This is a genomic window from Erythrobacter sp. R86502 (assembly GCF_042466465.1).
GTDB lineage: Bacteria > Pseudomonadota > Alphaproteobacteria > Sphingomonadales > Sphingomonadaceae > Erythrobacter.
In genome coordinates this window covers 1,435,778-1,460,099 of the sequence record NZ_JAXHCJ010000001.1, presented here as the reverse complement: position 1 = coordinate 1,460,099, position 24,322 = coordinate 1,435,778, and the positions used below count along the sequence as shown (strand labels likewise).

Below are 24,322 nucleotides of genomic sequence, written 5' to 3'. Positions count from 1 at the left end.
TTTGCGGTCGAAGGGCTGACGGGCGGCAAGGGGTTAGAATTCGCTCCAGTCGTCATCGTCGGCGAACACGGCGGGGGGCGTTGCCGGGGCAGGCTTTCGGGCAAGGTTGCCTTCAATGCGCGGCGGTAATGGTTTCGGCTGGGGGGAGGGCGAATTGCGCGTGGTCGGCGATACGAAATTTACTGTGGGCGCTGACGTTGCCGGGCTGACGCGTTTAGGCGTCACTGCAACCGCTGTGGCCGCAGGGGATACGGGCGTGACCGCCATTGTGACCGCGGCCCCCAGTGGGTGATCTTGTCCGCTGACATGAAACTGCGTCACCAGTTCGCCCAGGCGCTGGGCTTCCGCGGCGAGACTGCGGGTCGCGGCAGTGGATTGTTCGACCATAGCAGCGTTCTGCTGGGTCATCCGGTCGATCGTTCCGACCGTGGCGTTGACCTGTTCCAGATTGGTGGCCTGGGACGCGGTGGTTTCGGCAATATCGGTGACCTGTTCGGTAACAGCCCCCACTTGCGCGACGATTTCGGCGAGCAGGGTTCCGGTCTCCCCCACGAGTTGCACGCCTTCGCCGACATGCGCGGTGGACTTGCCGATGAGCGTCTTGATGCCTTGTGCTGCCTCGGCAGAGCGCTGGGCGAGCGCGCGCACTTCGTTGGCAACGACCGCGAAACCCTTGCCCGCTTCGCCAGCGCGTGCCGCTTCGACCCCGGCATTAAGTGCAAGCAGGTTGGTCTGAAACGCAATACCATCGATGACATCGATTATTTGCGTGATCTCGCGTGCTGATTGTTCGATCGCGCCCATCGCTGCGACGGCTTTACCGACGACGATCCCGCCATCGGCGGCCTGCTGATGGGTCTGGGCTATGGCAGTGCGCGCGGTTACGGCATTTTCCGCAGAGCGGCGTGTAAGACCGGTCGCCTCGCCCACGGCGGCGGCGGTTTCTTCGAGGCTGGCCGCTTGCTGTTCGTTGCGCAGCGCCAGGTCTTCCGAAGCAGCACGGATTTCGTCCGAACTGGTGCGCACGCCATTGGCCGCCGTGCGCACGGCGGCAATCATGCCTTCCAATCGTGCGACAGAGGCGTTGAAGGCGGTTCGCAAACGTTCGTGTTCGGGGCTCGGCATGACCGTGATGCGGTGCGTCAGATCGCCCTCGGCCAGCCTGTCCAGTGCGCTGGACAGCGTTTCGACAACATCCCGCTGCGCCGCGGATCGTGCCTTGTCGGCTTTAAGAGCGTCCCGAAAATCTTCGATGGCGCGGGTCATGATCCCGATCTCATCCCCGCGGTGCCGCGTCGTAACTCGGGCATCGTGGTTGCCCGCCGCCATATCGCGCATGGTTTCGGCGGTAACACTGAGCGGGACCAGCACCTTGCGGCGGAACGCCAGATACGCCCCTGCCAGAACCCCCAGAACCCCCAAACCAGCCACGCCGATGCTCAGGACAATGAACATCAACGTGACGCCGTTTTCGTCAGCGACCGATGCGCTCAGACTTTCGCTTTGCTGCACCATCGCTGCAATCGCCGCCCGGTGCGTGCGATAGTGCCCTAGCAGGCGGCGGTGCGAGGCAACCAGCGCAGCTTGATCACGCCGCCTGGCGGCAGGTTTAAGCGATTGGTTGATTTCATCCCAGAACGCCTTGCCGTTGCCTTGCGCGTTTTCGGTGATAGCCACTTTAATGCCATCGTCGATCGTGCTCTGCATCCAGCGGCGCTCCGCGTCCCAATATTCCTTTTCGAGTTTCGCCAACCGTTCATCGTTCATGGCAACGGAATCGCGATGAACCGTCATGATGCTGGCATTGGCAAACGCTTCGACCAGAAACATGGGCGGAGGCAGGATATCGGCACGAAAATCGGACAGCATCTGCTCTTCACGATCGAGCGCACCGCCATTTCTGACGTGATTAAGGCCAACCATTGCCAATAGAAGGATCGCCGCGACCAAGCCTCCCAAGGCCATCGCACCAAGTCGCGAATATCGTTCGATCGTCATCATGGCTTACCCTGCTGCAGCCTACGGCGATGCGCCGATCGGGCCGGATTTGCAGGGTGGTCGCTAACCGTGATGCAGATAAGGCGCCTTTTCCGACCCCCTATGCGCAAGCCCGTAGCGCTCTTGAGAAAAATTGTTGGCGGCTTTGCGATAGAGGCTCTGTGGTAAGGCGCCCCTGCGTTTGTCTGGCCGATGTGGCCTGATCAGGAACTAAAGCGAAAGGCTAACCAAAGCATGGCCAATGTCCGGGTAATGGTGGTCGACGATTCCGCAGCCATGCGCGCCTTGTTCTGCGACATTCTCGACAATGCCAAAGGCGTTACGGTGTGTGGCACGGCCAAGAACGCCGATGAAGCACGTGACCAGCTTGAAACGCTCAAGCCCGATGTCCTTACGCTCGATGTCGAAATGCCGGGCATGAGCGGGATGGAATTTCTGGAAGAGGTCATGGCTAACCGGCCGATGCCTGTCATTATGCTGTCCAGCATCACGCAGGCCGGAACCGGCACCGCGCGCCGCGCCCTGGAGCTCGGCGCGGTGCATTGTTTCCCCAAACCGCTGCACACGTCGCGCGAAGAATTTGACGCCACGGTACGGCAGTTGGGCGATATCGTGATACAGGCAGCAGCGGGCGAACTGAAGCCCGGCGGAAACGACGCTGCGACCGGACAAAATTCGGGCGCGGCCTATTGCAGCGATGGGCGGATTGTTGCGCTTGCGTGCGGCGCCGCCGGGATTGAGGGCGCACGGGAGGTGCTGGCCGCTTATGACGCCGGATGCCCGCCCACGATCGTGCTGTTCGATGCCGAAGCGGACGTGGTCGAAAACGCCATGCGGGCCATGCGTCATTCCCTGCCATGTCAACTCGGAGATGCGGTCGATGGTGTCGCAATGGAAATTGGCAAGGTTTGGCTGGCGTACGACCCCACCCGCCACGTCATTATCGAGCCGGGAACACCGCCGCGGCTTCGCCTGATCGAACGCGATCCCGTTAACGGCTGCCGACCTTCGGCAGACCTGCTGTTCGGGAGCCTTGCACGAAGCGGCATGCCTGCCTTGGGCGGATTGTTGACCGGAAACGGTGCTGACGGGGTGCGGGGTCTCTCAATCCTTGCAGAAACCAAAGGCCGCGTGTTTGTGCAACGACCCGCCGATTATGCCCCGCGCGACCGATACGATGCGGTCCGCGGACTGGGGATCGAAATCGCCGATCTGCGGCAGGAAGCGGTGGCAGGCTGGATACTTGATCAAACCTGCATGAGTTCCTGATATGGCCGGACGCCGTCATTGATGACATCCTTGGAAATGTCGAATGCAATGGTCCTTGAGTGGGATGCAATGCCGTTTCGACCGGTCAGATCAGCCCCCGGGCTTCCAATGGATCGGGGGGATCCGCAATCTCGCCCGTTCTCAGGGCCAGTTCGGCAAAAGCATTGTCTTGCGACAGGAACACGTCGCCGGATAGGTCATCAAGAAAATGACTGCGTCTGAGGCGATCCATGACGGGGCCTTTCACTTCGGACAGGTGTAGCACTATACCGCCCGCCACAAGGCGGTGATTGATCGCTTCAAGGCTTTCCAGTCCTGAAGCGTCAATCGCATTGACGGCGCTGGCCATCAGAACGACGTGACGCAGGGCAGGGCGCTCTGCCACCTGTTCCAAAACATATTCCTCAAGCCAGCGGGCATTGAGGTAAGTCAGGCTTTCATCGACCCGGATCGTCAGGAAATGGGGAAGGGTCAGCACCTTGTGCCGTTCGACATTGCGAAAATGCTGTGTTCCCGGCACCCGTCCGACGATAGCGGCATGGGGCCGGCTTGCGCGCCACAGGTAGAGCATGAGTCCAACCGCCACGCCAGCGATCACGCCCATCTCGACCCCGGCGACCAGCGTGAAAATGATCGTTGCGGCGTGGGCGGTGAAATCGGCTTTCGAATAGCCCCAGAGCACCCTGGGCGTCTTCACATCGACAAGGCTCAGCACCGCGACGATGATGGTAGCGGCAAGCGTGGCGTGGGGCAGGTGGAACAACAGCGGCGTGAGGAACAGGGATGCCAGCGCAATGCCGACTGCAGTATAGGCGCCTGCAGCGGGCGTCTGCGCGCCGGCATCGAAATTGACCACCGAACGCGCAAAGCCGCCCGTGATCGGATAGCCGCCCGAGAAGGCGCTGGCGAGGTTGGCCGCGCCCAATCCGATCAGCTCCTGATCCGGCGCAATGCGCTGTCGCCGCTTGGCTGCCAGCGTCTGAGCTACCGAAACGCTTTCGACAAAACCGATGATAGAAATCAGCAACGCGGGCACCCATAGCGCCTGAAGCAGGCCGGGTTCTGTTAATGGGAGGGCAAAGGGCGGAAGACCCTGCGGGATGGCGCCCACAACGGATACGCCGCGGCCTTCCAGCTCAAAGCCAATAACTGCCAGAATTGATGCTGCCACGGCGGCTACCGGCCCGGCCTTGGCTACCATCTCCGCTGCGCGCGGGCTTAGACCAAGACGTTGCAACGCGGGCTTCAATCCCTTCCGTACCCAGAACAGGAACAACGTGGCTGGCACACCAACGGCAAGCGTGGCTGCATTGGTGTTCGCAATCGCACGGGCTAGGCCTTCCAACATTTCGGGCCAGGTTTCGCCGCCAGCCTTCACGCCAAGGATGTGCTTCAACTGACTGGTCGCAATCAGGATGCCGCTGGCGGAAATAAAGCCGCTGATGACCGGATGCGAAAGCAGGTTGGCAAGAAAGCCCAGCCGCAGCAGTCCCAGCACAACCAGCATCACGCCTGATAGCGCGGCCAACGTGATCGCCGCTTCCCAATATTCAGCCGTGCCCGGCGTCGCAATCGCGCCCACCGCGCTTGCCGTCATCAAAGAGACTACGGCGACCGGACCCACCGCCAGTGTGCGGCTGGTTCCAAACACGGCATAGGCAAACAGTGGCAGGATCGATGCGTAAAGTCCCACCACCGGCGGCAGGCCCGCCAGCATTGCGTAGGCGAGGCTTTGCGGGATCAACATTATGGTGACGATCACCGCTGCCATCAGATCGCTGGTCAGGGCAGGGCGATCATAGGTGCGCCCCCATTCGAGGATCGGGAAATACCGTGAAAACATGGTGTTACTGCGCGATCAAACCGCCGGGCCCAGCGAGCCATTCCCGGCCTTTCAGCATCCCGTTCCAGTAGATCCAAGGAAGTGCATCGGCTTTGAGCATCCATGATAGCCGTGCTGGCTTCGTCCCATCCAGCAGCCAGGTTGGGAAGCTGGGCGCCAGCTTTCCGCCATAGGCAAACTCCGCCAGCACAATCTTGCCCCGCTCCACCGTCAGTGGGCATGAACCGTAACCGTCGTACCCGGCGGCCGGACCCTTGCTATCCAGCTGGCGCAGGACGTTCACAGCCACGACAGGCGCCTGTTTGCGCGCGGCGGCGGCAGTCTTGGCGTTGGGGGTAGAGCCGCCATCGCCCAACGCAAAGACATTGGGGTAACGCACATGCTGCAGCGTATGCTGATCGACATCGGCAAACCCGCTGTCCGCGGCCAGCGGGCTGTCGGCAAGACATTGCGGTGCAACCTGCGGTGGGACCACGTGCATCATGTCGAAATCCACCGTGATCTCACCTGAGGTGGTGGCGAAGGTCGCGCACCGGGCAGGGCCGTCGACCGCGACAAGATTGCTGCCGAGTTCGAGGTTGATGCCGTATTTGCCCACATATTCCATCAGAGCCGGGACATAATCGGCCACGCCGAACAGGACGCCGCCGGCATTGCGGAAGTCCACCTGGATATTGTCCAGCACACCGGCACGGCGCCAGTGATCGCAGGCGAGATACATCGCTTTTTGCGGCGCGCCGGCACATTTGATCGGCATTGCAGGCTGTGTGAAGATCGCCTTTCCGCCGCGTAGCTGCTGCACCAGTTCCCAGGTGTAAGGCGCAAGATCGGCGCGGTAATTTGATGTCACGCCGTTTTGGCCCAGCGTCTCGGTCAGGCCTGCGATCTTTTCCCACGCCAGACGGATACCGGGAGCAACCACCAGCACATCGTAGCCGACCGTGCCGCCATCCTTGAGTGTGACCTGATTGTCTTCAGGCTGGAAGCTAACTGCGGCCTGTTTGATCCATCGCACGCCCTTAGGCATCACGCTTGCCATCGGGCGGACCGTGGTGGCCACATCGAACACACCGCCGCCCACCATCGTCCAGCCGGGTTGATACGCATGCGTGTCCGAAGGCTCGACAATCGCGATGTCGATGCCCGGGCGGCGCTTCAGGATCGAGGCCGCAGCGGCAATTCCCGCTGAACCCCCGCCGATGATGAGAATGCTGTGCGAAGTGGACGGCATGTTCGATCCTTTTCTACGGCAAGCGGACTAAGCGCTGCGCGCCAAACGTTCGGTCACCGCCGAAATGTCGTATCCGGCCCGCGCCGCGCTTTCGATCCGGTCCTGTGCGCTGATGCCTTCAATATTGGCGAGCGCGTCAAGCGTGACTGCCCGCATGCCACTGCGGCAATATCCCAGCACCTTGCCTGGTGTACCGCGGCGAACGGCGGCGAATGCGGCAACGGCAGCGTCGGGGAATTCCCCGCCAGCAACCGGGATATGATGGAATGCAAGTCCCGCATCCTGCGCAGCTTGCCGCATGGCGTCCAAAGAAGGCTGGCCCGGTTCTTCGTTATCGGGCCTTGCGCAGATCACACTTGTAATACCGTCACCCGCCAACGCGGCCAGGTCCGCCGGTTGCATTTGAGCGGCAACCACAAAGGAATCCGATACGTTACGCAGATCCATCACGACTTTCCTTCCACAAGGCGCACAATTGTCATGCCCATCAGCAGCGCAGCGACAAAAATGGCTGCCGAAACGGGAGCAATCGCTAACGCAGCAAAACCGGGGCCGGGACACAGGCCCGCTATGCCCCAGCCAATGCCAAAAAGCGCCGACCCGCCGATCAGCTTTCCTGTCAGGTCCGTACGATCCGGAAGCGCAAAGCCCTCCGCGAAGAAGGGGCGCATCATCTTGCGCTGAAACGTCCAGGCAACAGCCATGATTAGCACTGCGCCGCCCATGACAAACGCCAGCGTCGGGTCCCAATTTCCGAACAGATCAAGAAATCCGCGCACCCGCGCGGGGTCCGTCATGCCGCCTATCGTCAGACCGGCGCCAAATATCGTGCCTGACGCAAGTGATACGATGGGGTCGCGGATCATGACAGAACCTCGATACCGAGTGCGTTCATAACAGCCACCGTCGCAAAGCCCGTTGCCACAAAGGTTGCCACTGCGACCAGAGAACGCTGCGACAGACGGCTCATTCCGCACACCCCGTGACCGCTTGTACAGCCGCTGCCAAGGCGTGTTCCGATACCCACAATTAGGCCAGCAATGATCAGGGTCGCAGGATTGGCAAAAGGGGGAATTTCCGCCCCGGACATACTTGTGATGATGAACGCACCAAGCGGCAGGCCGACAACAAAGGCCCACGCTCCCAGACGCGGCTGAGATCCTTCGGAAAGGCCAAATGCGCGTGCAGCGATGCCCGATACGCCAGCGATCCGTCCTGCACCAAGCAGCATCAATGCCGCTGCAATTCCGATCAGCACTCCGCCGGCCAAACCGGCCAGCGGGGTGCTATCGGGAAAGCCGGGGAGGGGGTAAGACAGCATCGTCATACGGCGTTAATCGGGATCTTGAGGTAGGTGACCCCATTGTCATCAGGCGGCGGCATGTGCCCTGCGCGCATGTTTACCTGAACTGCTGGCAGGATGAGCCGCGGCATATCAAGCGTGGCATCGCGCGCATCGCGCATCTGAACGAACTCATCCTCGCTCACGCCGTCGTGCGCATGAATGTTGCCTTCACGCTCGGCGGCCACGGTGGTTTCCCACACGTAGGTCGTACGTCCTTTGGGCAGATAATCATGACAAAGGAACAGCCGGGTTTCGGGCGGAAGTGAAAGAATGCGACGCAGCGAACGGAACAGCTTGCGGGCGTTGCCCCCAGGAAAATCAGCGCGGGCGGTGCCATAATCGGGCATGAACATGGTGTCGCCGGTGAAAACGGCGTCGCCGACGACATAGGCAATATCCGCTGGCGTGTGACCGGGGACGTGCATGACCACGACCGGGATCTGCCCAATCGTGAACGTATCGCCATCTTCAAACAGGACGTCGAATTGCGACCCATCGCGTTCAAACGCAGTGCCAGCGTTGAACAGTTTGCCGAATACGTCCTGTACTGTCGTAATTTCCGCGCCGATCGCTATTTTTCCTCCAAGTTTTTCCTGAAGGTATGGTGCGGCAGAAAAGTGATCAGCATGCGCGTGGGTTTCCAGCAACCATGTCACTTTCAGATTATGCTTTGCAATGTAATCGACCACCTTATCGGATGAGGCTGTCGCCGTTCGCCCTGAATTCGGCTCGAAGTCGAGCACCGAATCGATAATCGCGGCTTCACGGGTGGCTGGGTCATGAACGACATAGGTGACCGTGAAGGTCGAGGGGTCGAAGAAACTTTCGATTTCAGGACGCAAAGCATCGTTCGCGGCAGCACGAAGCACATGCTCGGTCGCCAGTTCGAGAACCGGATCAGGCTTTTTCATCGTTCTTCTCCGTTCAATTTCATAAATCATGTATATGTATTGCAATTGTGGTGTCAAGTGCTACGAGGGGGAAATGATCCAGACAGGCAACCCAGGTCCGCCGTGTGCAGGCCTTAGAATTGGCGACCTTGCGCCCGATTTCGAAGCTCGCAGCACTGTCGGCGCCGTGCGGCTTTCGGCTCAGCGGGGGCGATGGCTTGTGCTGTTTTCGCACCCGGCGGATTTCACACCGGTCTGCACGACAGAATTTGTTGCGCTTGCACAAAATGCCGCAGCGTTCGACGCGCGCGATTGCGGGCTGATGGCGCTATCGGTCGATAGCCTGTTTTCGCATTTTGCGTGGCTGCGAATGATCCGCGATACGTTTGACGTAGAGGTTCGGTTTCCCATCGTTGAGGATCCCACACTCGTCATCGGTCGGGCTTATGGCATGGTGTCTGCCGAAGATAATGACAGTGCCACAGTGCGCACAACATTCTTCATCGACCCCAAAGGCATCATCCGGGCGATGACCTGCTATCCTGTCAATTTGGGCCGTTCAATACCCGAAATGCTGCGTATCATCGACGGGTTACAGGCGGTTGATGCACAGAACGCGTTGGCACCGGCAAACTGGCAGGCGGGAGATGCGATGCTTCAGCCCCCGTCTCACAATCTTGATGATGTGTTTGCGGCATCCGATGTCAGCGGATGGCTTTTGGGCGAAAATGGTAAGCAATCATGATTGACGATGACGAACCGATCGAAGCCTTGAAGGCGCTGGCGCACCCTTTGCGCTTTCGGATTTTGACAAGCTTGGCGGGCGCCGAACGGAATGTGGGCGAACTTGAACAGGTGACGGGTATCACACAGCCTGGTCTGTCCCAGCAACTTGGTGTGCTTCGCAAGGCGGGGCTGGTGGATACGCGCAAGGACGCAAAGCTTGTGTATTACACCATTGCCGATACGCAGATCGTCGCCGTGTTAAACGCGATTTCCGCGTTCGTGCCGAAGCGGGCAGAAAGACTGGGGGCCGAGACGCAGGCCACGACTGTATCAGCACCGGGCGCCGCGAATTTTGCCCGGATGTTCTGAGGTCAACTACTGCACTTTTGCGCACCTCGCAACGATCGGGAACGTGGTGATAAGGCGTCAGCCAAATATGACGCCGCAATAGTTTCAGCATTGGCGCAAACGTGGTTTCACACAGGGGTTAATCCCTAGCCGCGAGAAGGCGGCGCCTTAAATTTCACCCACTACTGTCTGCGCAAAATGATCTGCGGAGAAGTAGAATGAAATGGAAACTGCCCGCAGCCTTTGGGGTTGTTTTAGCTCTTACACCTTTCGCAGCATCGGCGCAGACAGCGCAGACAACCATGGATGTTTCCGCAACGGTTGTCGAAGCCTGCATTGTAGCCGCGAACAACCTGGCCTTTGGAACCTATGATCCCACGGCGCCAAGTCCGACCGATGCTGCCACTTCGATTACGGTGACATGCACCCCGGGCACGGTTTTTACCGTGGGTCTGAATGCTGGTATCGCATCGGGAGCAACGGTGAATTCCCGGCAGATGGCAAGTGGCAGCGAACGGCTCGGCTACGGATTGTATCAGGATGCGGGGCGATCGGTGAACTGGGGCAACACGCCTGGCACTGACACCCCTGTCGCGGCGACGGCGGGCCTCATTCCCTCGATTCTTACGGTTTATGGACGGGTGCCCGCCCAGCAGGCCGTGGCTGTCGGCGCTTACACAGATACCGTCACCATCACTGTCAGTTATTAAGGAGGGTCACCATGGTCGCAGCGATGATGCGCAAAACTCTTGCCAAAATTGCGCCGCTTGCGGCTGCAATCGCGGCCATGCAGACTCCCATGGCTCACGCCGGATCGCTCAGTGTGCTCCCGGTTCGGGTGGAGGTTGCTGCGGACCAGCAGTTCTGTTCGTTGACGATCGGCAATGACGGCAATCAGGATGTCATGGTGCAGGTGCGCGGTTTTCGCTGGTATCAGGACGCAGATGGTACGGATGCTCTTGATGAGACAAAGCGCATCGCGGTCAATCCGTCGATCGTCACCATCCCTGCAGGAACGAAGAAACTGGTTCGCTGCAGCTTGCCCGGCCAAACCGATACACTTGAATCAACTTATCGGCTGATCGTAAACGAGCTTCCCCGCCATCACGCACAATCCGGCACGCTTCAGACGTTGCTGCAGCTTAGTATTCCGGTGTTTCGGGCACCGCCCGGCCATAGTTCCGCCTTGCAATGGTCCACTACCTCTGATGGCGGTGTGATTGTCTCAAATACTGGCACGCGGCATGCCCGGGTAGCTCGGCTTGAGCTGCGCGGCGATGCTGGCGAACCGGTTGCCGTGCCCGGCAGCTTTTACTTGCTTGCCGGGGCTAGCCGCGTTGTCACGACGGACATGCCATTAAATAGAATGACCAGCGTTAAAGCGATTGCGGAAGACGGTTACGCCATGCCCGTAAGGTTCGAGCGCGGACCGATGCCTTGAGCGGGGCTGATCGGACGCGCCATGCGGTTGTGCCTGACATCATGCATTACCGGCGCGCTCGTCGTGACAGCGGCAGCAACGGCTCCTTCTGTTGCTCGTGCTGGGAACAGCAATCTGGTGGTACCCGAAAGCAGTGCCATTCCGCATGACACCGCCGGTACTGTATCAGTCGCTTCACCGCGCCCGGCGTCTCTGATGATAAATGGCACGCTGGCGCCAGAACCAGTATTGATCGCCGGATCGAACGCAGCGTTGTATGTCCGGCGCGCGGATCTTGTTCAGACGGGTCTGATTTTCCAGCAGGGCCTGCGAGACCAAGTGATCGCAGGGGAGCCATATGTCGCTATATTCTCGATCGTCGGGGTTGCAGCGACTTTGAACGATAGCGGCGATATTCTCGACATCACGGCCGGCCCCGAGATGTTTCGCCCTACCAAATTCAGACCTGCGGAACAGCCAGTAACGGTGGGCGAAATCATACCGGCGGGCTTCATCAGCTATGATCTGACTTTCACACGCTGGAATGGCCAGAATGCGGCCTTCGCGTTTCTTGATGCTGGTATCTCGGGGGCGTGGGGCTTGCTGGGCTCGACCGCTATCGGGCAAACAGAAGGCAACAATGTCGTGCGACTGGACAGTTCGTATCAACGCGATTGGCCGGGCGAACGCGTTCGACTGGTTATAGGTGACGCGGTTACGCGGGGAACCGAATGGAGTTTTCCTGCGCGTTTTGGCGGTGTCCGGATTGGCACCGATTTTTCGCTTCAACCTACGTCCGTCACATTCCCAATACCGTCGCTGAATGGAGCGGCGGCTATGCGTTCGACGGTCGATCTGGTGTCGGCGGGTGTCAGCCAGACAATGTCTGCTCAACCCGGTAACTTCGCCATCGACTATCAGCCCGTGTTCTCCGGTGCGGGAGAAGTAACGATGACGATCACCGATGTGACGGGGCTGTCTCGGCGGGTGACGCAAAGCTTTTACACCAGCCCGCGTTTGCTTCGGCCCGGCTTGGCAGATTATTCGCTAGAGGCTGGGTTTCTAAGGGAAAATTACGGCACGGCCAGCTTTGCTTATGGCGACCCCTTCGCCGCGGGCTTTGTGCGGATCGGCATCAGCCCTGCTGTCACCGTCAGCGGGCGGATAGAGGTCAGTCCGGATACAACAACAGGCGGGATCGGTGTGGGTTGGGTTTTGTCGCCATTCGGAGAGTTCGGTTTGGCAACTGCCTTGTCCGAAAGCACGATTGGAAGGGGCATAATATGGCGGGCGCAGTTTCAGCGGCTAGCACCCACCCACGCCTTTACGGTGAGTTATCAATGGGACAACGGACGTTTCGCACAGATTGGTGATAGTGCAGTCGAAGAACGAGGCGCGGTCCAGCCAAAGGGTGAACTCGCAGTCTCTGGCAGCGTTCGACTTGGCCAGTACGGTGACTTGGTTCTTGGCCACCTTGCCTCGCGAACACCCGACGGACGTGCCTTCGCCGCCACAAGCCTAAGCCTTTCCGGTAATGTGAAGGCCACATTCTACAATATCGGTATCAGACGGACACGAATTGCGGATGCGGCAGATCACGGCGCTTTCCTGTCACTTAGCGTCCCGCTCGGCATTCGCAGCAGTGCAGCCTTGAGAGCTGACGATCAACGTGCGATCGTAACCGCCGCTGTGACACCGCCAACAGATGTGGGGGCCGGATATCAGTTGGCCGCGGGATACGACTTTCGTTCGGGCGCGCCGCTTCTTAGCGCATTGGCATTGGTCAGGACGCCTGCTGGTGACTTCGAAGTGGCAGGTGATCGCAGCACTGCTGGCGACGGCATCCGAATCAGCGCACGCGGCGCACTGACAGCTGTGGATGGTGCCATCGTTGCCACTCCAAGGATTGAAAATGCGTTGGCTCTGGTCGAGCTGGACAGCGTGGAAGGCGTAACCCTTTTTTTGGAAAACCGTCCCGTCGTTGCCAAGGGGGGGCAGGGACGCAAAGCCGTGGTCGGCGGACTTCAGCCCTATGCGCCAAACAGGATAGGGATCGACGTAGCATCATTGCCAATCACCGCCGACGTTGATGTGGCTGAAAAGCTGGTCGTGCCCGGGTTTCGTCAGGCCGTCAAAGTGGGATTTGGCGGCGCCAGCCAAAGGCCGTTGACGGTAATGCTGGTGGATGAAAACGGCAAACCGCTGGCTGCGGGTCTTGAAGTGGCGGTGGGCGAACATATCCATACTACAGGCTATGACGGGATGGTGTTTCTGCCCGATCTTGCAGGCGCGCAGTGGTTGGTCGTTCGTGGGCGCGGCGCGGATTGCGAGGCTATCATCCCACCAGTGTCCGATGTTTCGGAGACCCAGCTAATCGGTCCGGTCGCCTGCTTTCCCGCGGCCATTGCGGAGGGTCGTTGATGGCTTGCAACGCCTTGGATCTGCTCCGCAGTCTTGCCGCATTGATCATCTTATCGCTTTTATTCGGGATGACCGCGCCAAGCCCGGCGATGGCCTGTACGCTCTGTTCGTGTTCGGCGACCACGACGAACGCCAGCTTTGGAACCTATGATCCGACAAAGACTACGCCTACCGACACTGCGGGCACGATCACGGTGAATTGCACGGGACTTATCTCGCTGCTTGGCACGGTCGAGATCGCTGCAAGCGCAGGATCGTCAGGAAATGCGGGGCAACGCACGATGAAGCGGGGGGCAACTCGCTGGGTTACAATCTCTATATCGATCCTGCGCGGTCCATCATATTCGGTAACGGAACGGCGGGGACGCAAAAGATCACCCGATCGCTGAACGGCTTGCTTATTTTCGGACAATCGGTGTTTTTCTACGGAAGGATTCCTCCCCGACAGCCGGCCGCTGTCGGAATCTATAACGATACCATCGTCATCACCGTAACCTATTAATCGCATTCCCGCAGGAAAGCGGGTCCGCGCAGTCCGCGCCTGCAGCGCTCGCATGTAACCTTCGAACCCATTGCGAGGATGTCGCGTCGTTTAGCGATGATCGCTTCAGGGGCATTTCGACTGTCTTTTCAAAGGCACTTGCGGGCACCTGTCGATTTTATCGCGGCTTTGCCGAAACCTTTGCGTAGCGATGCAATTCAGTTGGCATCCCTCCCGCGGCATTTCCCCCCAAACGCCGTGCAAGCCCAAGGTATGTGATTTCTATGCAAGCAGCCGAACACCGCGCGCCGGTCGAAACCAAGCGCCGCGCTGCTCCACCAACGGCGCAGGAGACGCCAACGACTTCTTCATTGGTCAGGACCGCGGTCCGCATTACCGAAAATTCCGATGATGACGCGATACTTTACGTTGCGACCGACGAAACACGTTCACGTATGTTGAGCGAAATGGTCGCGGCTTTCATGCCAGATGCCTGCGTGATCTATTTGCCTGCCAGCGACGCCCTGCCAGGTGACGACGCGCCTTCCTCGCCCGCAATTGCCGGGCAGCGTGTGGCAGCGCTGCGACAGCTCCACGAATGGAACAACCAACAAAATGCGGTGCGCCTCGTGTGTATCACAAGCGCGTCCGCGACCGGTCAGGCCTATGCCGCCCCGGAAGCCTATTCGGCGATCCCTCCGGTGCTGCGCGTGGGCGAGCCTGTCGATATGACGTCATTCGAGGCAGATTGCGTCGATCGAGGCTATATCGCCGACGACCGCATTGACGAACCGGGAGAAGTGGCTGTGCGCGGCGGGGTCATCGATGTCTATCCGGTCGATGCGCCCAACCCTGTACGGATCGAGGTGGAGGATGGTCGCATCATCGCCATTCGCGCTTACGATCCCGCCGACCAGCGCTCGCTCGACGCGTTGGACACGGTCGAAATTGGGCGAGCGCAAGAGCCGAGGGTTGCCAATGGTAATACGTTGCTGGCGCATTTCTCCCATCCTGCGCTGGTGATCGAGGAACGCGGCGTTGCCGCGCGGCGCGACAGCGCCCTCGCGCTCGCCCGCGATGCCGCGCGCTTCGGCCGAAAGGCGGCGACCACAATCGGCGCCGCTGATTGGGACAAGGCTATCAAAGACTGGGCCAAGCCCGATTGGTCGGACGACAAGGCCGCTCCGGTGCCCCGTTTTGTCGAGCGCAAATCCCCGCTCGCTGCGCTTGATCGAGTGGCAAAGCCAATTCTGGCTGAAGGAGGCCGGATTGTGTTGGTAGGGACAGAACGCGACTTGCGGTTTCTCGGCCCCCGGCTAGCCCGACGGCTCAAGGCGCCGATAGACACTTTTGCAAGCTGGGCGGAAGCGTTGCAGGCGCAAGGCTCTCTCGCATCGCTGGAAGCGCCCGCCGATACGGGGTTCGTCTGCCGCGACCTGATGGTGATTGCCGCGGCCGACCTTCTTGGTAGCCGCGCACTGGTAACCCCAAACATCGCGGCGATGCCAGAGCATTTGGCACTGGACGGGCTTGCCGAATTGCATGTCGGCGACTTGGTCGTTCACGAGGATCACGGGATAGCCCGCCTTTGCGGCATCGAACCCTTGCCCGGCGACGATGGCACGGCAGGTGATGCCATAGTGCTGGGATTTGCAGGCGACACGCGGCGCCTTGTCCCGGCGCGCGAGTCCAACCGCATCTGGCGATATGGCAGCGACGATGAGGCGGTCGCTCTCGACAAGCTTGATGGTTCTTCGTGGGAACGCCGCCGTGCCGGGATCGAGGCGGCTCTGGCCGAGACCGCCAAGGGTCTCGTCACGCTCGCCGCAACACGCGCCAAATGCGCCGCACCGGTGATCGACCCTGACCCTGCAGCATACGAACGTTTTGCCAGCACCTTCGGCTTTACCGAAACGCCCGATCAAGCGCGCGCGATTGCCGCTGTGCGAGATGATCTGGCATCGGGCAGGCCGATGGACCGGCTGGTTATCGGCGACGTCGGTTACGGCAAGACCGAGGTTGCCCTGCGCGCAGCCGCTCTTGTCGCGCTGGCCGGTGGGCAGGCCGCGATCACCGCCCCGACTACGGTTCTGGTTCGCCAGCACCTTGCGCTGTTCACACGGCGTTTCGAAGGCATGGGTATCACGGTTGCGGGCCTCTCCCGGCTGTCGACCACTGCCGAAAAGAAGGCGGTGAAGGCGGGTCTGGCTGATGGTTCGATCCAGATTGTGATCGGAACCGCAGCGGTAGCAGCGAAGGCGGTGACTTATCATAACCTGCAGCTGGTTGTTATCGACGAGGAACAGCGGTTCGGCGCCGCCGACAAGGCGCGACTGCGTGCCTTACACGAGGGTCACATGCTCACCTTGTCGGCAACCCCGATACCGCGCACCTTGCAATCGGCGCTCGTCGGCCTTCAGCAGATGTCGGTCATCGCCACGCCGCCCGCGCGCCGCCAGCCGATCCGCACCACGGTGGAAAGCTGGGATGACGGGCATGTGCGCGCCGCCCTGATGCGCGAGCGCGCCCGGCGCGGGCAAGCCTTCGTCGTCGTGCCGCGGATCGAGGATATGCCAGTGATTGCCGCTCGCCTCGCCAAGCTGTTTCCCGAAGGCGAGATCATCGAAGCCCACGGCAAGATGGCCCCCGAAACGCTCGACACCGCGATGACCGATTTTGCAGCCGGGCGCGGCGACGTGTTGCTGGCGACCAATATCATCGAGGCCGGGCTCGACGTGCCGCGGGCCAACACGATGATCGTGTGGCGCGCGGATCGCTTTGGATTGTCGCAGTTGCACCAGCTGCGCGGCCGTGTCGGGCGCGGTAGCCGCCGCGGGCAGATCCTGTTGCTGACCGATGGAGAGGCCGCGATCGCCGATGCGACGCTGAAACGGCTTCGCACTTTGCAGGCGTTCGACCGCCTGGGTGCAGGTTTCGCCATCAGCGCCCGCGATCTCGACATGCGCGGTGCTGGCGATCTGCTCGGCGAAAGCCAGACAGGGCATATGAAACTGATCGGCGTCGATCTCTTTCAGCACTTGCTTGGTCAGGCGCTGCGCGCCGCACGCGGAGAAAATGTTGACGATTGGCAGCCGGAACTGCGTGTCGGGATCGATGGATGTCTGCCCGAAGACTGGTTGCCCGACACCGATCTGCGGTTGCAGCTATACGGCCGCCTTGCGCGTCTTCGGTCGGTGGGTGAAGTCGATATCTTCGAGGAAGAGCTGGCCGACAGGTTCGGCGCCATCCCCGATGCGGCGCAGGAACTGCTCGTTCTGGTGCGGCTGCGGATCCTTGCTCGCACGCTCGGGATACGCCGGATTGATGCGGGCCCGGCGGCGATCGCCCTGACGCCAGGCAGCGAAGTTGATCCTGATCCTTGGGCCGCGGTGGGCTTCGCTCCGTCGGGCGAACGACTGGTGCAGAAAGCCGGCATCGCTGATCTGCACGAACGACTATCGCATATCGAGGAGCAGATGGTTGCAGTGCTCGAGCCCTAGCGAGCTGGTCGCTCGGCCTACCGCTCTGCCAATGGATAAATCGGTCGGATTGCTGCAGAGCTTCAGTTTTCGCCATTAAGCCCTAGCCTGCATGGGGCTCGTGGTGATTGCCTTCTGATCGGAGATGTTCAGAAGCTGAAACGCGAGGTTGCGCAGATCTGCCGCGGCTCGACCGGATGAACGCGGCTCGACCGGATGAAAATGCCCGCCCTCAATACCGCTCGCTTCGGCCTGCAAGCGCGATTGATAGAAATAGGTGGTGTCAGCGTCGCGGGTATCGAACAGGATTAATACTTTGAGCCCCAATCGCCTCGCGCCGCTATGGTAAAAGCCCGCTTTGTGAACCGCGCTTGGGATCGCATCGGGGTTGGGGCTGGGCAGATATAGCGTGCATCCGTATAGGCATAGGCCGTATCCATCACGATCCGCGCATCGCTCGCCAAAATATGCTGGCTGCAATACCAAAGCGCCGCGATCCGTCATCCAGTTCGGTCGCGCCGCCATCGCCAATGAAGACCAGCTGCGTGAGGCGCTTCAATCTACACGCAGAACGCCACAGCAGTTTCAACCATGGCGTTTTCAATCATCACGCAATCCGACCATGCGCGGTTCGCCATCGAGGGACGATGGGAAACATGCATGTGTCTTGAACCTACGCCCACTCACCGCTCGCGGATTTGTGCAATCTTGAAGATGTCCAATGAACTTGAATGGAATGCTCATCGCATGTTTAGTCCATAGACCGGACATTCGATGTTTTATCGACCTGACGGCAGAATCGGCTCCGCGATCCCATCCCTAAATCGATAACAATTCCGCCATTCGCATTGGATCAACGCGAATGGCGGCACACCGGGCGCGGCGGCTAGGTCATCTCTGATTTCAGCGGCTTATTGTTCCTGCCGCCTCTGCCCTTGGCGGTCTGGCTGGAGGCGGCGAACCACGTCCATCCGTAGCCCAAGCAACGCCATGAAACCGATCAGAGAAATGGCAAAGGCCCCAACCAGTACGTTCTGCGCCAGCCTTCCGAAGGGGAACAGAAAGTTCCATTTGTGGATGACGCTGAACACGAGGCGTTCAGGCTTCTCCCCGTCCGTCACCCGGTCCACAAGCATTCCTGTGCCAGTATCGACGAACAGGCTGGCGTTGACTGGCGCCCCATAATCGACGCGCCAGACCGGCAGACGCTTGTTGCGGAAGTCGTATTCGTGGCTGAAGCGGGTGACGAGTTCCACCCCCGTCACCGCGCTGTCGGGCGCGCCGGTGAAGCGACGGGTGATGGCGCGGGCAATGTCCTTGTCGCCTGACGTCACGACACTCCCGGTGACAGCATCGAGGTAGATCGCCGGACCATCGGGCTTGATCCCGTTAAAACGCGCCTCGCGGATTTCAGTATCTGCGATCGGCATTTTGGACGCACTCTGAGCCGCGATCATCGCCGCGTGGTCGTGCTCTGCCATGCCATGATCCGCTGCTGCCTTGGTAGGGCCGTGGTCATGCTCCCCGCCGCCCATGGCGCCTGTAGTTGGAGCAAGGCCAATGCGATAGAGCGGTTGCCCCTGTGCCCCCTCGACCAGCGCGACCGAGGAGATATCGCGTGCCCTGGCGATCAGCGCCCAGTCGGCTTCGACCGGCCATTTGCCGCTTGCGACATCGACGGGCTGGCCAATTGTGAGCTGGCTTACCGGCGGCACCAGCGCCGACTGGATCAGGTGGTAGATCCCCGAGGCCGAGAACATGATCAGCGGCACCGCCAGCACGTAGCCCGCGATCCGATGCCAGCCGCGCGCACCCGGCAGGCGCGTCTTGCGCCGCACCGTCACCAGCATGGCGATACCGGTCAGGCCGAGCGCCAGCAGGCTTCCGACCATCAGGCCGATCACCACCAGCCGCAGCCAGTCCATCCCCGGCGGCACCCATTCCCAGGTATGCAGCGCGCGGAACACCGATTGCAGGCGTGTCTTGGTGGTGTTGTTCACCGCCGCCAGACTGGAAGTCTCGGTGTGGACATAGGCGATAAGTCCGTCGTCGCCCGCGAATTCCAACTTCCACACCGGCAGCAGGCGGTTGACCCAGGGATAGTCGGCATCGAACTCCGTTTGGAGCTTGGCCGAGGTGATCGGTCGCTCAGTCGCGAGATAGTGGCAGGCGAGGAATTCGGCCTGCACCCTGTCACCGCCTGTGACCTCGCTGCCGTCGGCAGGGCGGAAGTACCGCCGCGCCCCGTCTGCCGCCGGTGTAACCTGCCACAGCACCCCGCCGCCGGGAGCGGGAACGGTTTTCACCGCTACCGCCTCGGCGATGCCCTGCTCGGCAAGAGTGGCTGCAATCGGCCGTGCCCCTTCGAGCGCGACCTCCGCAGCAGGCGGCATGAACGCCGCTTGCTGGGGGCCGAACAGCACCATAGCGATATGGGTGAGGCCAGAGAGGCCCCACACCAAGAGACTGATCCCCCCGACCAACCCCAGCCATTGATGCTTGGAATATGACCAGCGCGCGGTCTTAGTCTTCGCGTTCATCGCTGCCTCCCTCAGAACCGCGCGCGCAGGCCCGCGAAGTACGCGCGCCCTTGGCCGGGGGTGTAAATCGCCTCGTTCGTCAGGCGCTGGTTGGCGTTGGTCGTGACGTTGGAAATGAACACCGTGTCGAACAGGTTCTCGACCGATCCGAACAGTTCGATCCCCTCGGTCAGCGTCACCCCGGCGGTGATCTGGACGGTTTCGTAACCGGGAGCCCTTTCGGTGTTGGCGTAGTCCGCCCACGGGCCTTCGGGGATCCAGCGCAGGGTGGTGGAGAGATAGAACTTGTCGAGCCTGTCGAACCGGGCCTCGGCTATCAGGACATGGCGCGGGACACCCGCGAGATCATTGTCACCGTAGGTGGCGTCACCATCGAAGCTGAAGTCGTTCAAGGTATAGGCCGCGCTGAGCCGCAGGGCCTGTCCATCAGCCTCCAGCGCCGCCTTGAATGGGCGCACATCAAGCCCGAACTCGAGGCCCTGGTGGATGGTGCGATCGCCATTGGTGGTCACGGTGATCAGCCCCCGCGCGCCTGGCACGGCAAGATCGAGGAACTCGTTCTCCAGCTCCGCCCGGTAGAGCGCAACGTCCCACGACACGATCCCCGCCTGCCCGCGCGTGCCCACTTCGAACACGGTCGCACGCTGGGGGTCGAGCGGCGCGAAAGGGAAGGCCCCGCCGCTGGTGAGGTCGGCAAGGCTGGGCGCTTCAAAGCTGCGGCTGATATTGCCGAAGAACTGGATATCCTCGGCCGCATCCACCAGCAGGCCGATGCGCGGATTGAACTGGTCATACTCGCCCCGGCCGGTCACTGCATTGAAGATCGCGGTGACATCGCGGGTGGCGCGGGCATATTGCCCGCCCGCGACCAGAGTGACGGTGTCGGTCAGCCCGAGATCGGCTTGCCCATAGAATGTCAGTGTGTCCGAATCCTGATCCGACTGTGTGCGCAATGCCCTGCGCGCCCCGAAATCATTGGCGAAGGTCTTCGCGTCATTGCTGGAGAAGGCGTAGATCGCCCCCACCTGCCAGCGGCTCTGATCGGCGAAGAAGGGCAGGCTGCCGGACAGGCGGGTCGAGACGCCAACCTCGTTCTCACCCTGCACGATGATCCCGGCAAAGCGGGTGATCGCGTGGTCGAGATTGCGGCGCGCATACCATGCGCTGAATTCGAGATCCGTGCCGCCCAGGTCGATCACGGTGAGGTTCGACACCCGGTAGACGTCAAGATTGCGATCCCAGTCGTCCGCCACTGGGCCGGGGTCAAGCACCACCGGCCCGGCCGTCACAGGTCGCCCCGCTGCTCGCGGATTGGCGAGCGCGTCGGCAAGACGCAAGTTGCCTGCCAGCTCAAAATTGTCCGACAGCGCGGTGACATAGAAGCGCGTCTCGACATTGTCCGACACCCGCCAGCCGAGGTTGCTGTGGCTATAGAGGCTGCGCACTTCGCTGTGCTCGCGGTAACCGTGGCTGATGAGGCCGGTGATCCCGCCCCAGTAATCGACATCGCCGCTTGCGCCGGATATCGAAGCGTTGCCGCGGAAGGTGGAGAAGCTCCCCCCCTCGGCGCGCAGGGCGTTCGGCGCGCGAGCGGTGCGTCCGGTTGGGCTAACGATATTGACCGCTCCGCCCAGCGAGGCGGCCCCGTAACGCAGGCCGTTGGCGCCCTTGAACACTTCCAAGTAGCGGATGGTGAGCGGGTCGACCTCCTGAAACTCGGTCGCGCCCGATGCGCGGCTGATCGGCACTCCGTCGCGCAGGACGGTGAGGCCTCGTCGCTCGAAGCTGGAATTGAGACCCGAGCCGCGAATCGAAATGCGGCTTTCACGCGGGGCGCTGGTATCGGCGAAGACGCCGGGGGTCAGTTCGAGCGCATCGCCGATCGATTGGGCGAAGATGTCGGCAAAGCCTTCGTCTTCGACCAAGCCTGTCGCGCCGGGGACACGTTCAAGCTCACGGCGGGCGGCATCAGGCGTGGGCGCCGTGGGGGTACCCTGAAGGCTGGCGGTGACGATGATCTCGTCCTGCCGCTGGCCGATCCCCTGAGCGTGAAGTGGAGCGTTGAAAGCGCCAGTCGTTGCGGCAAGCATGGTTGCGCCCATGAGAGCGCGATTCACAGTGTTGATTTGCATGGTGTATCCCAATTTCCGTGGGCGCGCGCCTTTGATGTGGCGGAGCGCCAACGACCCTGCCTTGGCGGGCCGGTGAGCGAAGTGGCTTTACGCGCCGGGGTCAGACACCCGTGCGCAAAGCCTGACGATCAGACCGAAAGGGAAGGCGGCCCGCGCAGCGGCGGGCGCAGGAAAGGAATGTCGGGAGCAGGCGGCGACCGGAGCGGCGCAAGCCCGACCAGCAGGATGAAGGCCAGCGCGGTGGCGAGGAGCAACGAATCGGCTGCGCCGAGCGCGACCTGGCCAAGCCCTGAAAAGGCGCATGGCTGAGCCTTGTCCGCCGTTTCAGAATGATCGCTGCCCGTTTTGACCCTGTCAGAGATGTCAATCCGCACCTGCTTCGGTGTGCTGCTAGCATCTGCGCAGATCGTCACGATCAGAGAGCGGCCGCCCGCCGGAGAAACCATGTAACCTGTTGGGATCAGCGCCTTGACGGTTAAGGCAAGCGTCATCAGTACCAGCGTTAGCCGGGCATAGCTAAGGGTCATGGCGCGAAGGCTGGACATTGCGCGCGTGCCTCTAGCGCAGTGATATCGCAATGTCATCGTGTATCATCGGCGATCCTGAGCGATTTGCCGATGACCTTAAACACGCAATGTTCGCGTGGAGGCATCGCGAGGCTCCGGTCCTATTTTTCCAGGCGCCGACCCAGTCACCTTGTCCGAAATGACCGCTAACAGTCTTTGAGGAACGTCTTGGGCTGTTGTTCGAAATGGATGGTCTGTTTCATGGGCTAAAGGCAGAAACGCATCACTTTCGAACCTTCAATGGATATGCTGTCGATGATAGAAATGGCTATCTTTCCGGCCGCATCGTTGGCGAAAGATCTGAACCGACTAGGGAAAGCCGTTTAAGAACAGTAATTTGCGTGGAAAGTGGTCGGGGAGACAGGATTCGAACCTGCGACATCTTGCTCCCAAAGCAAGCGCGCTACCGGACTGCGCCACTCCCCGACTCTTTCTGCGTCACCATTTCCGTGCTCGTTCCCGGTGGGCCCGGCAGGATTCGAACCCGCGACCTAGCCGTTATGAGCGGCCAGCTCTAACCGCTGAGCTACAGGCCCCTCGAAAAAGGCACCGGAAGGCAAGGCGACGGATAGCCCCCTACCCTGAGGATGGGGGAGTGACAAGCAGGCAATCGGCCTGTGACATTATTCATCAATCGCGGTTAGGATATCGGAGACCGTGCAGCTTTTAACGCCGCGCAAAGCGAGATGGGCGTAGACAGTTTCGAACCACTCGTAGAGCTTTTCTACATCGGCAGTTGTGCGTGCATAGGGGGTATGACCGGGCGCAAGCGAGGGGCTGTGAAACGATAGGACAAGAACGGGCAGATCTTGGTCCAGTGCCAGATCAATAGCACGCAGCGCGTCAGCGCTTGCGACGCCTTCGGGTGTAAGCGCAATGCGTTCAAGCAGGCCCAACCGAGAAAGCATGCCCATGCCATGCTTGATGCGTGTGACAAGTCGCTGCACAGGTGCGCCCATACCGCGCAGGGCGCCGGAATGGACCGTGGTCACGGGTATTTCCAGCAGACGCTGCGAACTGTCGACCCAGTAAGGGGTCAATGGATGGCTTGTGTAATCCGGACCGCCTTGCTGGGAATAGTCGAACAGCGATCGAACCGAAGTATCGATCTTTATTCCGGCTCTGGTCAGCAACTCTGCCGTATGAGGGCCAAGCCCATAACGCCCCGCCCGGTAGATCAAGGGTGCCGATCCAAACGCACCCTCGATCGCGTCACGCAGTAGCATGAACTTTTCCGCTTCCAAGGCGCCAGGCAGATTGCCAGCATAGGAATTGAAGGCGCAGACGTCTTCGTCAAACGGCGGGTTCACCCAAGGATGCAGCTGAACGCCGACATCAGCCATCCCTCGGTGCACGGCATCTTTGATTACCTCTATCGCCCGCGCATCCGAGACGATGGGCCAATCAACCAGATAGACAGGGTGCGCGCCAAGTCGCTCGCAAAACGCCTGGAATCGGGGGATGGCTCCGACATGGCTCAGCCCATAGCCATCGCGCTGAAAAGGGCCATTCCAATCGAATTCTTCTTCAGTATCGACCGTCAGCAGCACGCGCTGGCCAAAAGCAGGCGGGAATCGGGCAACGCTTGTTGGAGACGGCACATTTAGCATTGAAGGTATAATCATCGCCCCTG

At 60.8% G+C, this 24,322-nt stretch carries 19 protein-coding genes, 2 tRNA genes and 1 pseudogene; 8 read left to right on the top strand and 14 right to left on the bottom strand.

The window, feature by feature from the left end; genetic code table 11:
• Nucleotides 1-33: 33 nt before the first annotated feature.
• Nucleotides 34-2,001: a methyl-accepting chemotaxis protein gene (locus SJY33_RS07020; protein WP_379921915.1), complete on the bottom strand. Its 1,968-nt coding sequence runs from the start codon at nucleotides 1,999-2,001 to the stop codon at nucleotides 34-36.
• A gap of 231 nt (nucleotides 2,002-2,232) precedes the next feature.
• On the opposite strand from SJY33_RS07020, the gene SJY33_RS07015 reads away from it, so the two are divergent.
• The gene (locus SJY33_RS07015; RefSeq protein ID WP_379921914.1) at nucleotides 2,233-3,267 is read left to right on the top strand and encodes a response regulator; all 1,035 of its coding nucleotides are present in this window, start codon (nucleotides 2,233-2,235) and stop codon (nucleotides 3,265-3,267) included.
• Between the two features lie 85 nt (nucleotides 3,268-3,352).
• Here SJY33_RS07015 and SJY33_RS07010 read toward each other — a convergent pair whose 3' ends face one another.
• The 6 genes from SJY33_RS07010 to SJY33_RS06985 are packed head-to-tail and all read right to left on the bottom strand — an operon-like array spanning nucleotide 3,353 to nucleotide 8,597.
• Nucleotides 3,353-5,110 carry a SulP family inorganic anion transporter gene (locus SJY33_RS07010; protein WP_379921913.1) on the bottom strand — a complete coding sequence of 586 codons (1,758 nt, stop codon included), beginning with the start codon at nucleotides 5,108-5,110 and terminating at the stop codon, nucleotides 3,353-3,355.
• 4 nt (nucleotides 5,111-5,114) lie between these two features.
• Nucleotides 5,115-6,341 carry an FAD/NAD(P)-binding oxidoreductase gene (locus SJY33_RS07005; protein ID WP_379921912.1) on the bottom strand — a complete coding sequence of 409 codons (1,227 nt, stop codon included), beginning with the start codon at nucleotides 6,339-6,341 and terminating at the stop codon, nucleotides 5,115-5,117.
• A gap of 27 nt (nucleotides 6,342-6,368) precedes the next feature.
• Nucleotides 6,369-6,788, bottom strand: coding sequence for a TIGR01244 family sulfur transferase (locus SJY33_RS07000; protein WP_379921911.1), 420 nt, complete (start codon nucleotides 6,786-6,788; stop codon nucleotides 6,369-6,371).
• Nucleotides 6,788-7,207, bottom strand: coding sequence for a DUF6691 family protein (locus SJY33_RS06995; RefSeq protein ID WP_379921910.1), 420 nt, complete (start codon nucleotides 7,205-7,207; stop codon nucleotides 6,788-6,790). The genes SJY33_RS07000 and SJY33_RS06995 overlap by 1 nt, the downstream gene beginning before the upstream one ends.
• A complete protein-coding gene (locus SJY33_RS06990; protein WP_379921909.1) occupies nucleotides 7,204-7,662 on the bottom strand; it encodes a YeeE/YedE family protein in 459 nt (152 codons plus the stop codon). The genes SJY33_RS06995 and SJY33_RS06990 overlap by 4 nt, the downstream gene beginning before the upstream one ends.
• 2 nt (nucleotides 7,663-7,664) lie before the next feature.
• Nucleotides 7,665-8,597 (bottom strand): MBL fold metallo-hydrolase, encoded by a 933-nt coding sequence (locus tag SJY33_RS06985; protein ID WP_379921908.1) that lies wholly within the window; start codon nucleotides 8,595-8,597, stop codon nucleotides 7,665-7,667.
• 73 nt (nucleotides 8,598-8,670) lie between these two features.
• On the opposite strand from SJY33_RS06985, the gene SJY33_RS06980 reads away from it, so the two are divergent.
• The 7 genes and pseudogenes from SJY33_RS06980 to SJY33_RS06950 all read left to right on the top strand — a co-directional run bounded on the left by SJY33_RS06980 (nucleotide 8,671) and on the right by SJY33_RS06950 (nucleotide 17,472).
• A complete protein-coding gene (locus SJY33_RS06980; RefSeq protein WP_379921907.1) occupies nucleotides 8,671-9,321 on the top strand; it encodes a peroxiredoxin in 651 nt (216 codons plus the stop codon).
• Complete coding sequence (locus tag SJY33_RS06975) at nucleotides 9,318-9,671, top strand: ArsR/SmtB family transcription factor (RefSeq protein WP_379921906.1); 354 nt, start codon at nucleotides 9,318-9,320, stop codon at nucleotides 9,669-9,671. The genes SJY33_RS06980 and SJY33_RS06975 overlap by 4 nt, the downstream gene beginning before the upstream one ends.
• Before the next feature lie 281 nt (nucleotides 9,672-9,952).
• Nucleotides 9,953-10,360, top strand: a complete 408-nt coding sequence (locus SJY33_RS06970) for a spore coat U domain-containing protein (protein WP_379921904.1) — start codon at nucleotides 9,953-9,955, stop codon at nucleotides 10,358-10,360.
• 11 nt (nucleotides 10,361-10,371) lie between these two features.
• Nucleotides 10,372-11,091: a molecular chaperone gene (locus SJY33_RS06965; RefSeq protein ID WP_379921903.1), complete on the top strand. Its 720-nt coding sequence runs from the start codon at nucleotides 10,372-10,374 to the stop codon at nucleotides 11,089-11,091.
• 63 nt (nucleotides 11,092-11,154) lie between these two features.
• Nucleotides 11,155-13,491, top strand: a complete 2,337-nt coding sequence (locus SJY33_RS06960) for a fimbria/pilus outer membrane usher protein (RefSeq protein WP_379921902.1) — start codon at nucleotides 11,155-11,157, stop codon at nucleotides 13,489-13,491.
• Nucleotides 13,491-13,993, top strand: a pseudogene (locus tag SJY33_RS06955) (spore coat U domain-containing protein). The gene SJY33_RS06960 and the pseudogene SJY33_RS06955 overlap by 1 nt, the downstream one beginning before the upstream one ends.
• Before the next feature lie 263 nt (nucleotides 13,994-14,256).
• Nucleotides 14,257-17,472, top strand: coding sequence for a DEAD/DEAH box helicase (locus SJY33_RS06950; protein WP_379921901.1), 3,216 nt, complete (start codon nucleotides 14,257-14,259; stop codon nucleotides 17,470-17,472).
• Between the two features lie 75 nt (nucleotides 17,473-17,547).
• On the opposite strand, the gene SJY33_RS06945 is transcribed toward SJY33_RS06950, so the two are convergent.
• From SJY33_RS06945 to SJY33_RS06915, 7 genes are all read right to left on the bottom strand, one after another.
• On the bottom strand, nucleotides 17,548-17,976 hold the full coding sequence (locus SJY33_RS06945) for a hypothetical protein (protein ID WP_379921900.1): 429 nt from the start codon (nucleotides 17,974-17,976) through the stop codon (nucleotides 17,548-17,550).
• Nucleotides 17,977-18,362: 386 nt separating this feature from the next.
• On the bottom strand, nucleotides 18,363-19,991 hold the full coding sequence (locus SJY33_RS06940; protein ID WP_379921899.1) for a PepSY-associated TM helix domain-containing protein: 1,629 nt from the start codon (nucleotides 19,989-19,991) through the stop codon (nucleotides 18,363-18,365).
• 11 nt (nucleotides 19,992-20,002) lie between these two features.
• Nucleotides 20,003-22,123 (bottom strand): TonB-dependent receptor family protein, encoded by a 2,121-nt coding sequence (locus SJY33_RS06935; RefSeq protein WP_379921898.1) that lies wholly within the window; start codon nucleotides 22,121-22,123, stop codon nucleotides 20,003-20,005.
• 128 nt (nucleotides 22,124-22,251) lie between these two features.
• Nucleotides 22,252-22,668: a hypothetical protein gene (locus tag SJY33_RS06930; protein WP_379921897.1), complete on the bottom strand. Its 417-nt coding sequence runs from the start codon at nucleotides 22,666-22,668 to the stop codon at nucleotides 22,252-22,254.
• A gap of 370 nt (nucleotides 22,669-23,038) precedes the next feature.
• Nucleotides 23,039-23,115: transfer RNA gene (locus SJY33_RS06925), tRNA-Pro, on the bottom strand.
• A gap of 37 nt (nucleotides 23,116-23,152) precedes the next feature.
• Nucleotides 23,153-23,225, bottom strand: a tRNA-Ile gene (locus SJY33_RS06920).
• Nucleotides 23,226-23,312: 87 nt separating this feature from the next.
• Nucleotides 23,313-24,299, bottom strand: a complete 987-nt coding sequence (locus SJY33_RS06915) for a polysaccharide deacetylase family protein (RefSeq protein WP_379923538.1) — start codon at nucleotides 24,297-24,299, stop codon at nucleotides 23,313-23,315.
• Between the last annotated feature and the right edge of the window lie 23 nt (nucleotides 24,300-24,322).

Excerpts from the sequence above, each read along its gene's own strand:
- SJY33_RS06975 (WP_379921906.1), top strand. The coding sequence starts at position 9,318 with ATGATTGACGATGACGAACCGATCGAAGCCTTGAAGGCGCTGGCGCAC.
- SJY33_RS06980 (WP_379921907.1), top strand. The coding sequence starts at position 8,671 with ATGATCCAGACAGGCAACCCAGGTCCGCCGTGTGCAGGCCTTAGAATT.
- SJY33_RS07015 (WP_379921914.1), top strand. The coding sequence starts at position 2,233 with ATGGCCAATGTCCGGGTAATGGTGGTCGACGATTCCGCAGCCATGCGC.
- SJY33_RS06970 (WP_379921904.1), top strand. The coding sequence starts at position 9,953 with ATGGATGTTTCCGCAACGGTTGTCGAAGCCTGCATTGTAGCCGCGAAC.
- SJY33_RS06985 (WP_379921908.1), bottom strand. The coding sequence starts at position 8,597 with ATGAAAAAGCCTGATCCGGTTCTCGAACTGGCGACCGAGCATGTGCTT.
- SJY33_RS06950 (WP_379921901.1), top strand. The coding sequence starts at position 14,257 with ATGCAAGCAGCCGAACACCGCGCGCCGGTCGAAACCAAGCGCCGCGCT.
- SJY33_RS06965 (WP_379921903.1), top strand. The coding sequence starts at position 10,372 with ATGGTCGCAGCGATGATGCGCAAAACTCTTGCCAAAATTGCGCCGCTT.
- SJY33_RS06930 (WP_379921897.1), bottom strand. The coding sequence starts at position 22,668 with ATGTCCAGCCTTCGCGCCATGACCCTTAGCTATGCCCGGCTAACGCTG.
- SJY33_RS06915 (WP_379923538.1), bottom strand. The coding sequence starts at position 24,299 with ATGCTAAATGTGCCGTCTCCAACAAGCGTTGCCCGATTCCCGCCTGCT.
- SJY33_RS07000 (WP_379921911.1), bottom strand. The coding sequence starts at position 6,788 with ATGGATCTGCGTAACGTATCGGATTCCTTTGTGGTTGCCGCTCAAATG.
- SJY33_RS06935 (WP_379921898.1), bottom strand. The coding sequence starts at position 22,123 with ATGCAAATCAACACTGTGAATCGCGCTCTCATGGGCGCAACCATGCTT.
- SJY33_RS07020 (WP_379921915.1), bottom strand. The coding sequence starts at position 2,001 with ATGATGACGATCGAACGATATTCGCGACTTGGTGCGATGGCCTTGGGA.
- SJY33_RS07010 (WP_379921913.1), bottom strand. The coding sequence starts at position 5,110 with ATGTTTTCACGGTATTTCCCGATCCTCGAATGGGGGCGCACCTATGAT.
- SJY33_RS06945 (WP_379921900.1), bottom strand. The coding sequence starts at position 17,976 with ATGGCGGCGCGACCGAACTGGATGACGGATCGCGGCGCTTTGGTATTG.
- SJY33_RS06995 (WP_379921910.1), bottom strand. The coding sequence starts at position 7,207 with ATGATCCGCGACCCCATCGTATCACTTGCGTCAGGCACGATATTTGGC.
- SJY33_RS07005 (WP_379921912.1), bottom strand. The coding sequence starts at position 6,341 with ATGCCGTCCACTTCGCACAGCATTCTCATCATCGGCGGGGGTTCAGCG.
- SJY33_RS06940 (WP_379921899.1), bottom strand. The coding sequence starts at position 19,991 with ATGAACGCGAAGACTAAGACCGCGCGCTGGTCATATTCCAAGCATCAA.
- SJY33_RS06990 (WP_379921909.1), bottom strand. The coding sequence starts at position 7,662 with ATGCTGTCTTACCCCCTCCCCGGCTTTCCCGATAGCACCCCGCTGGCC.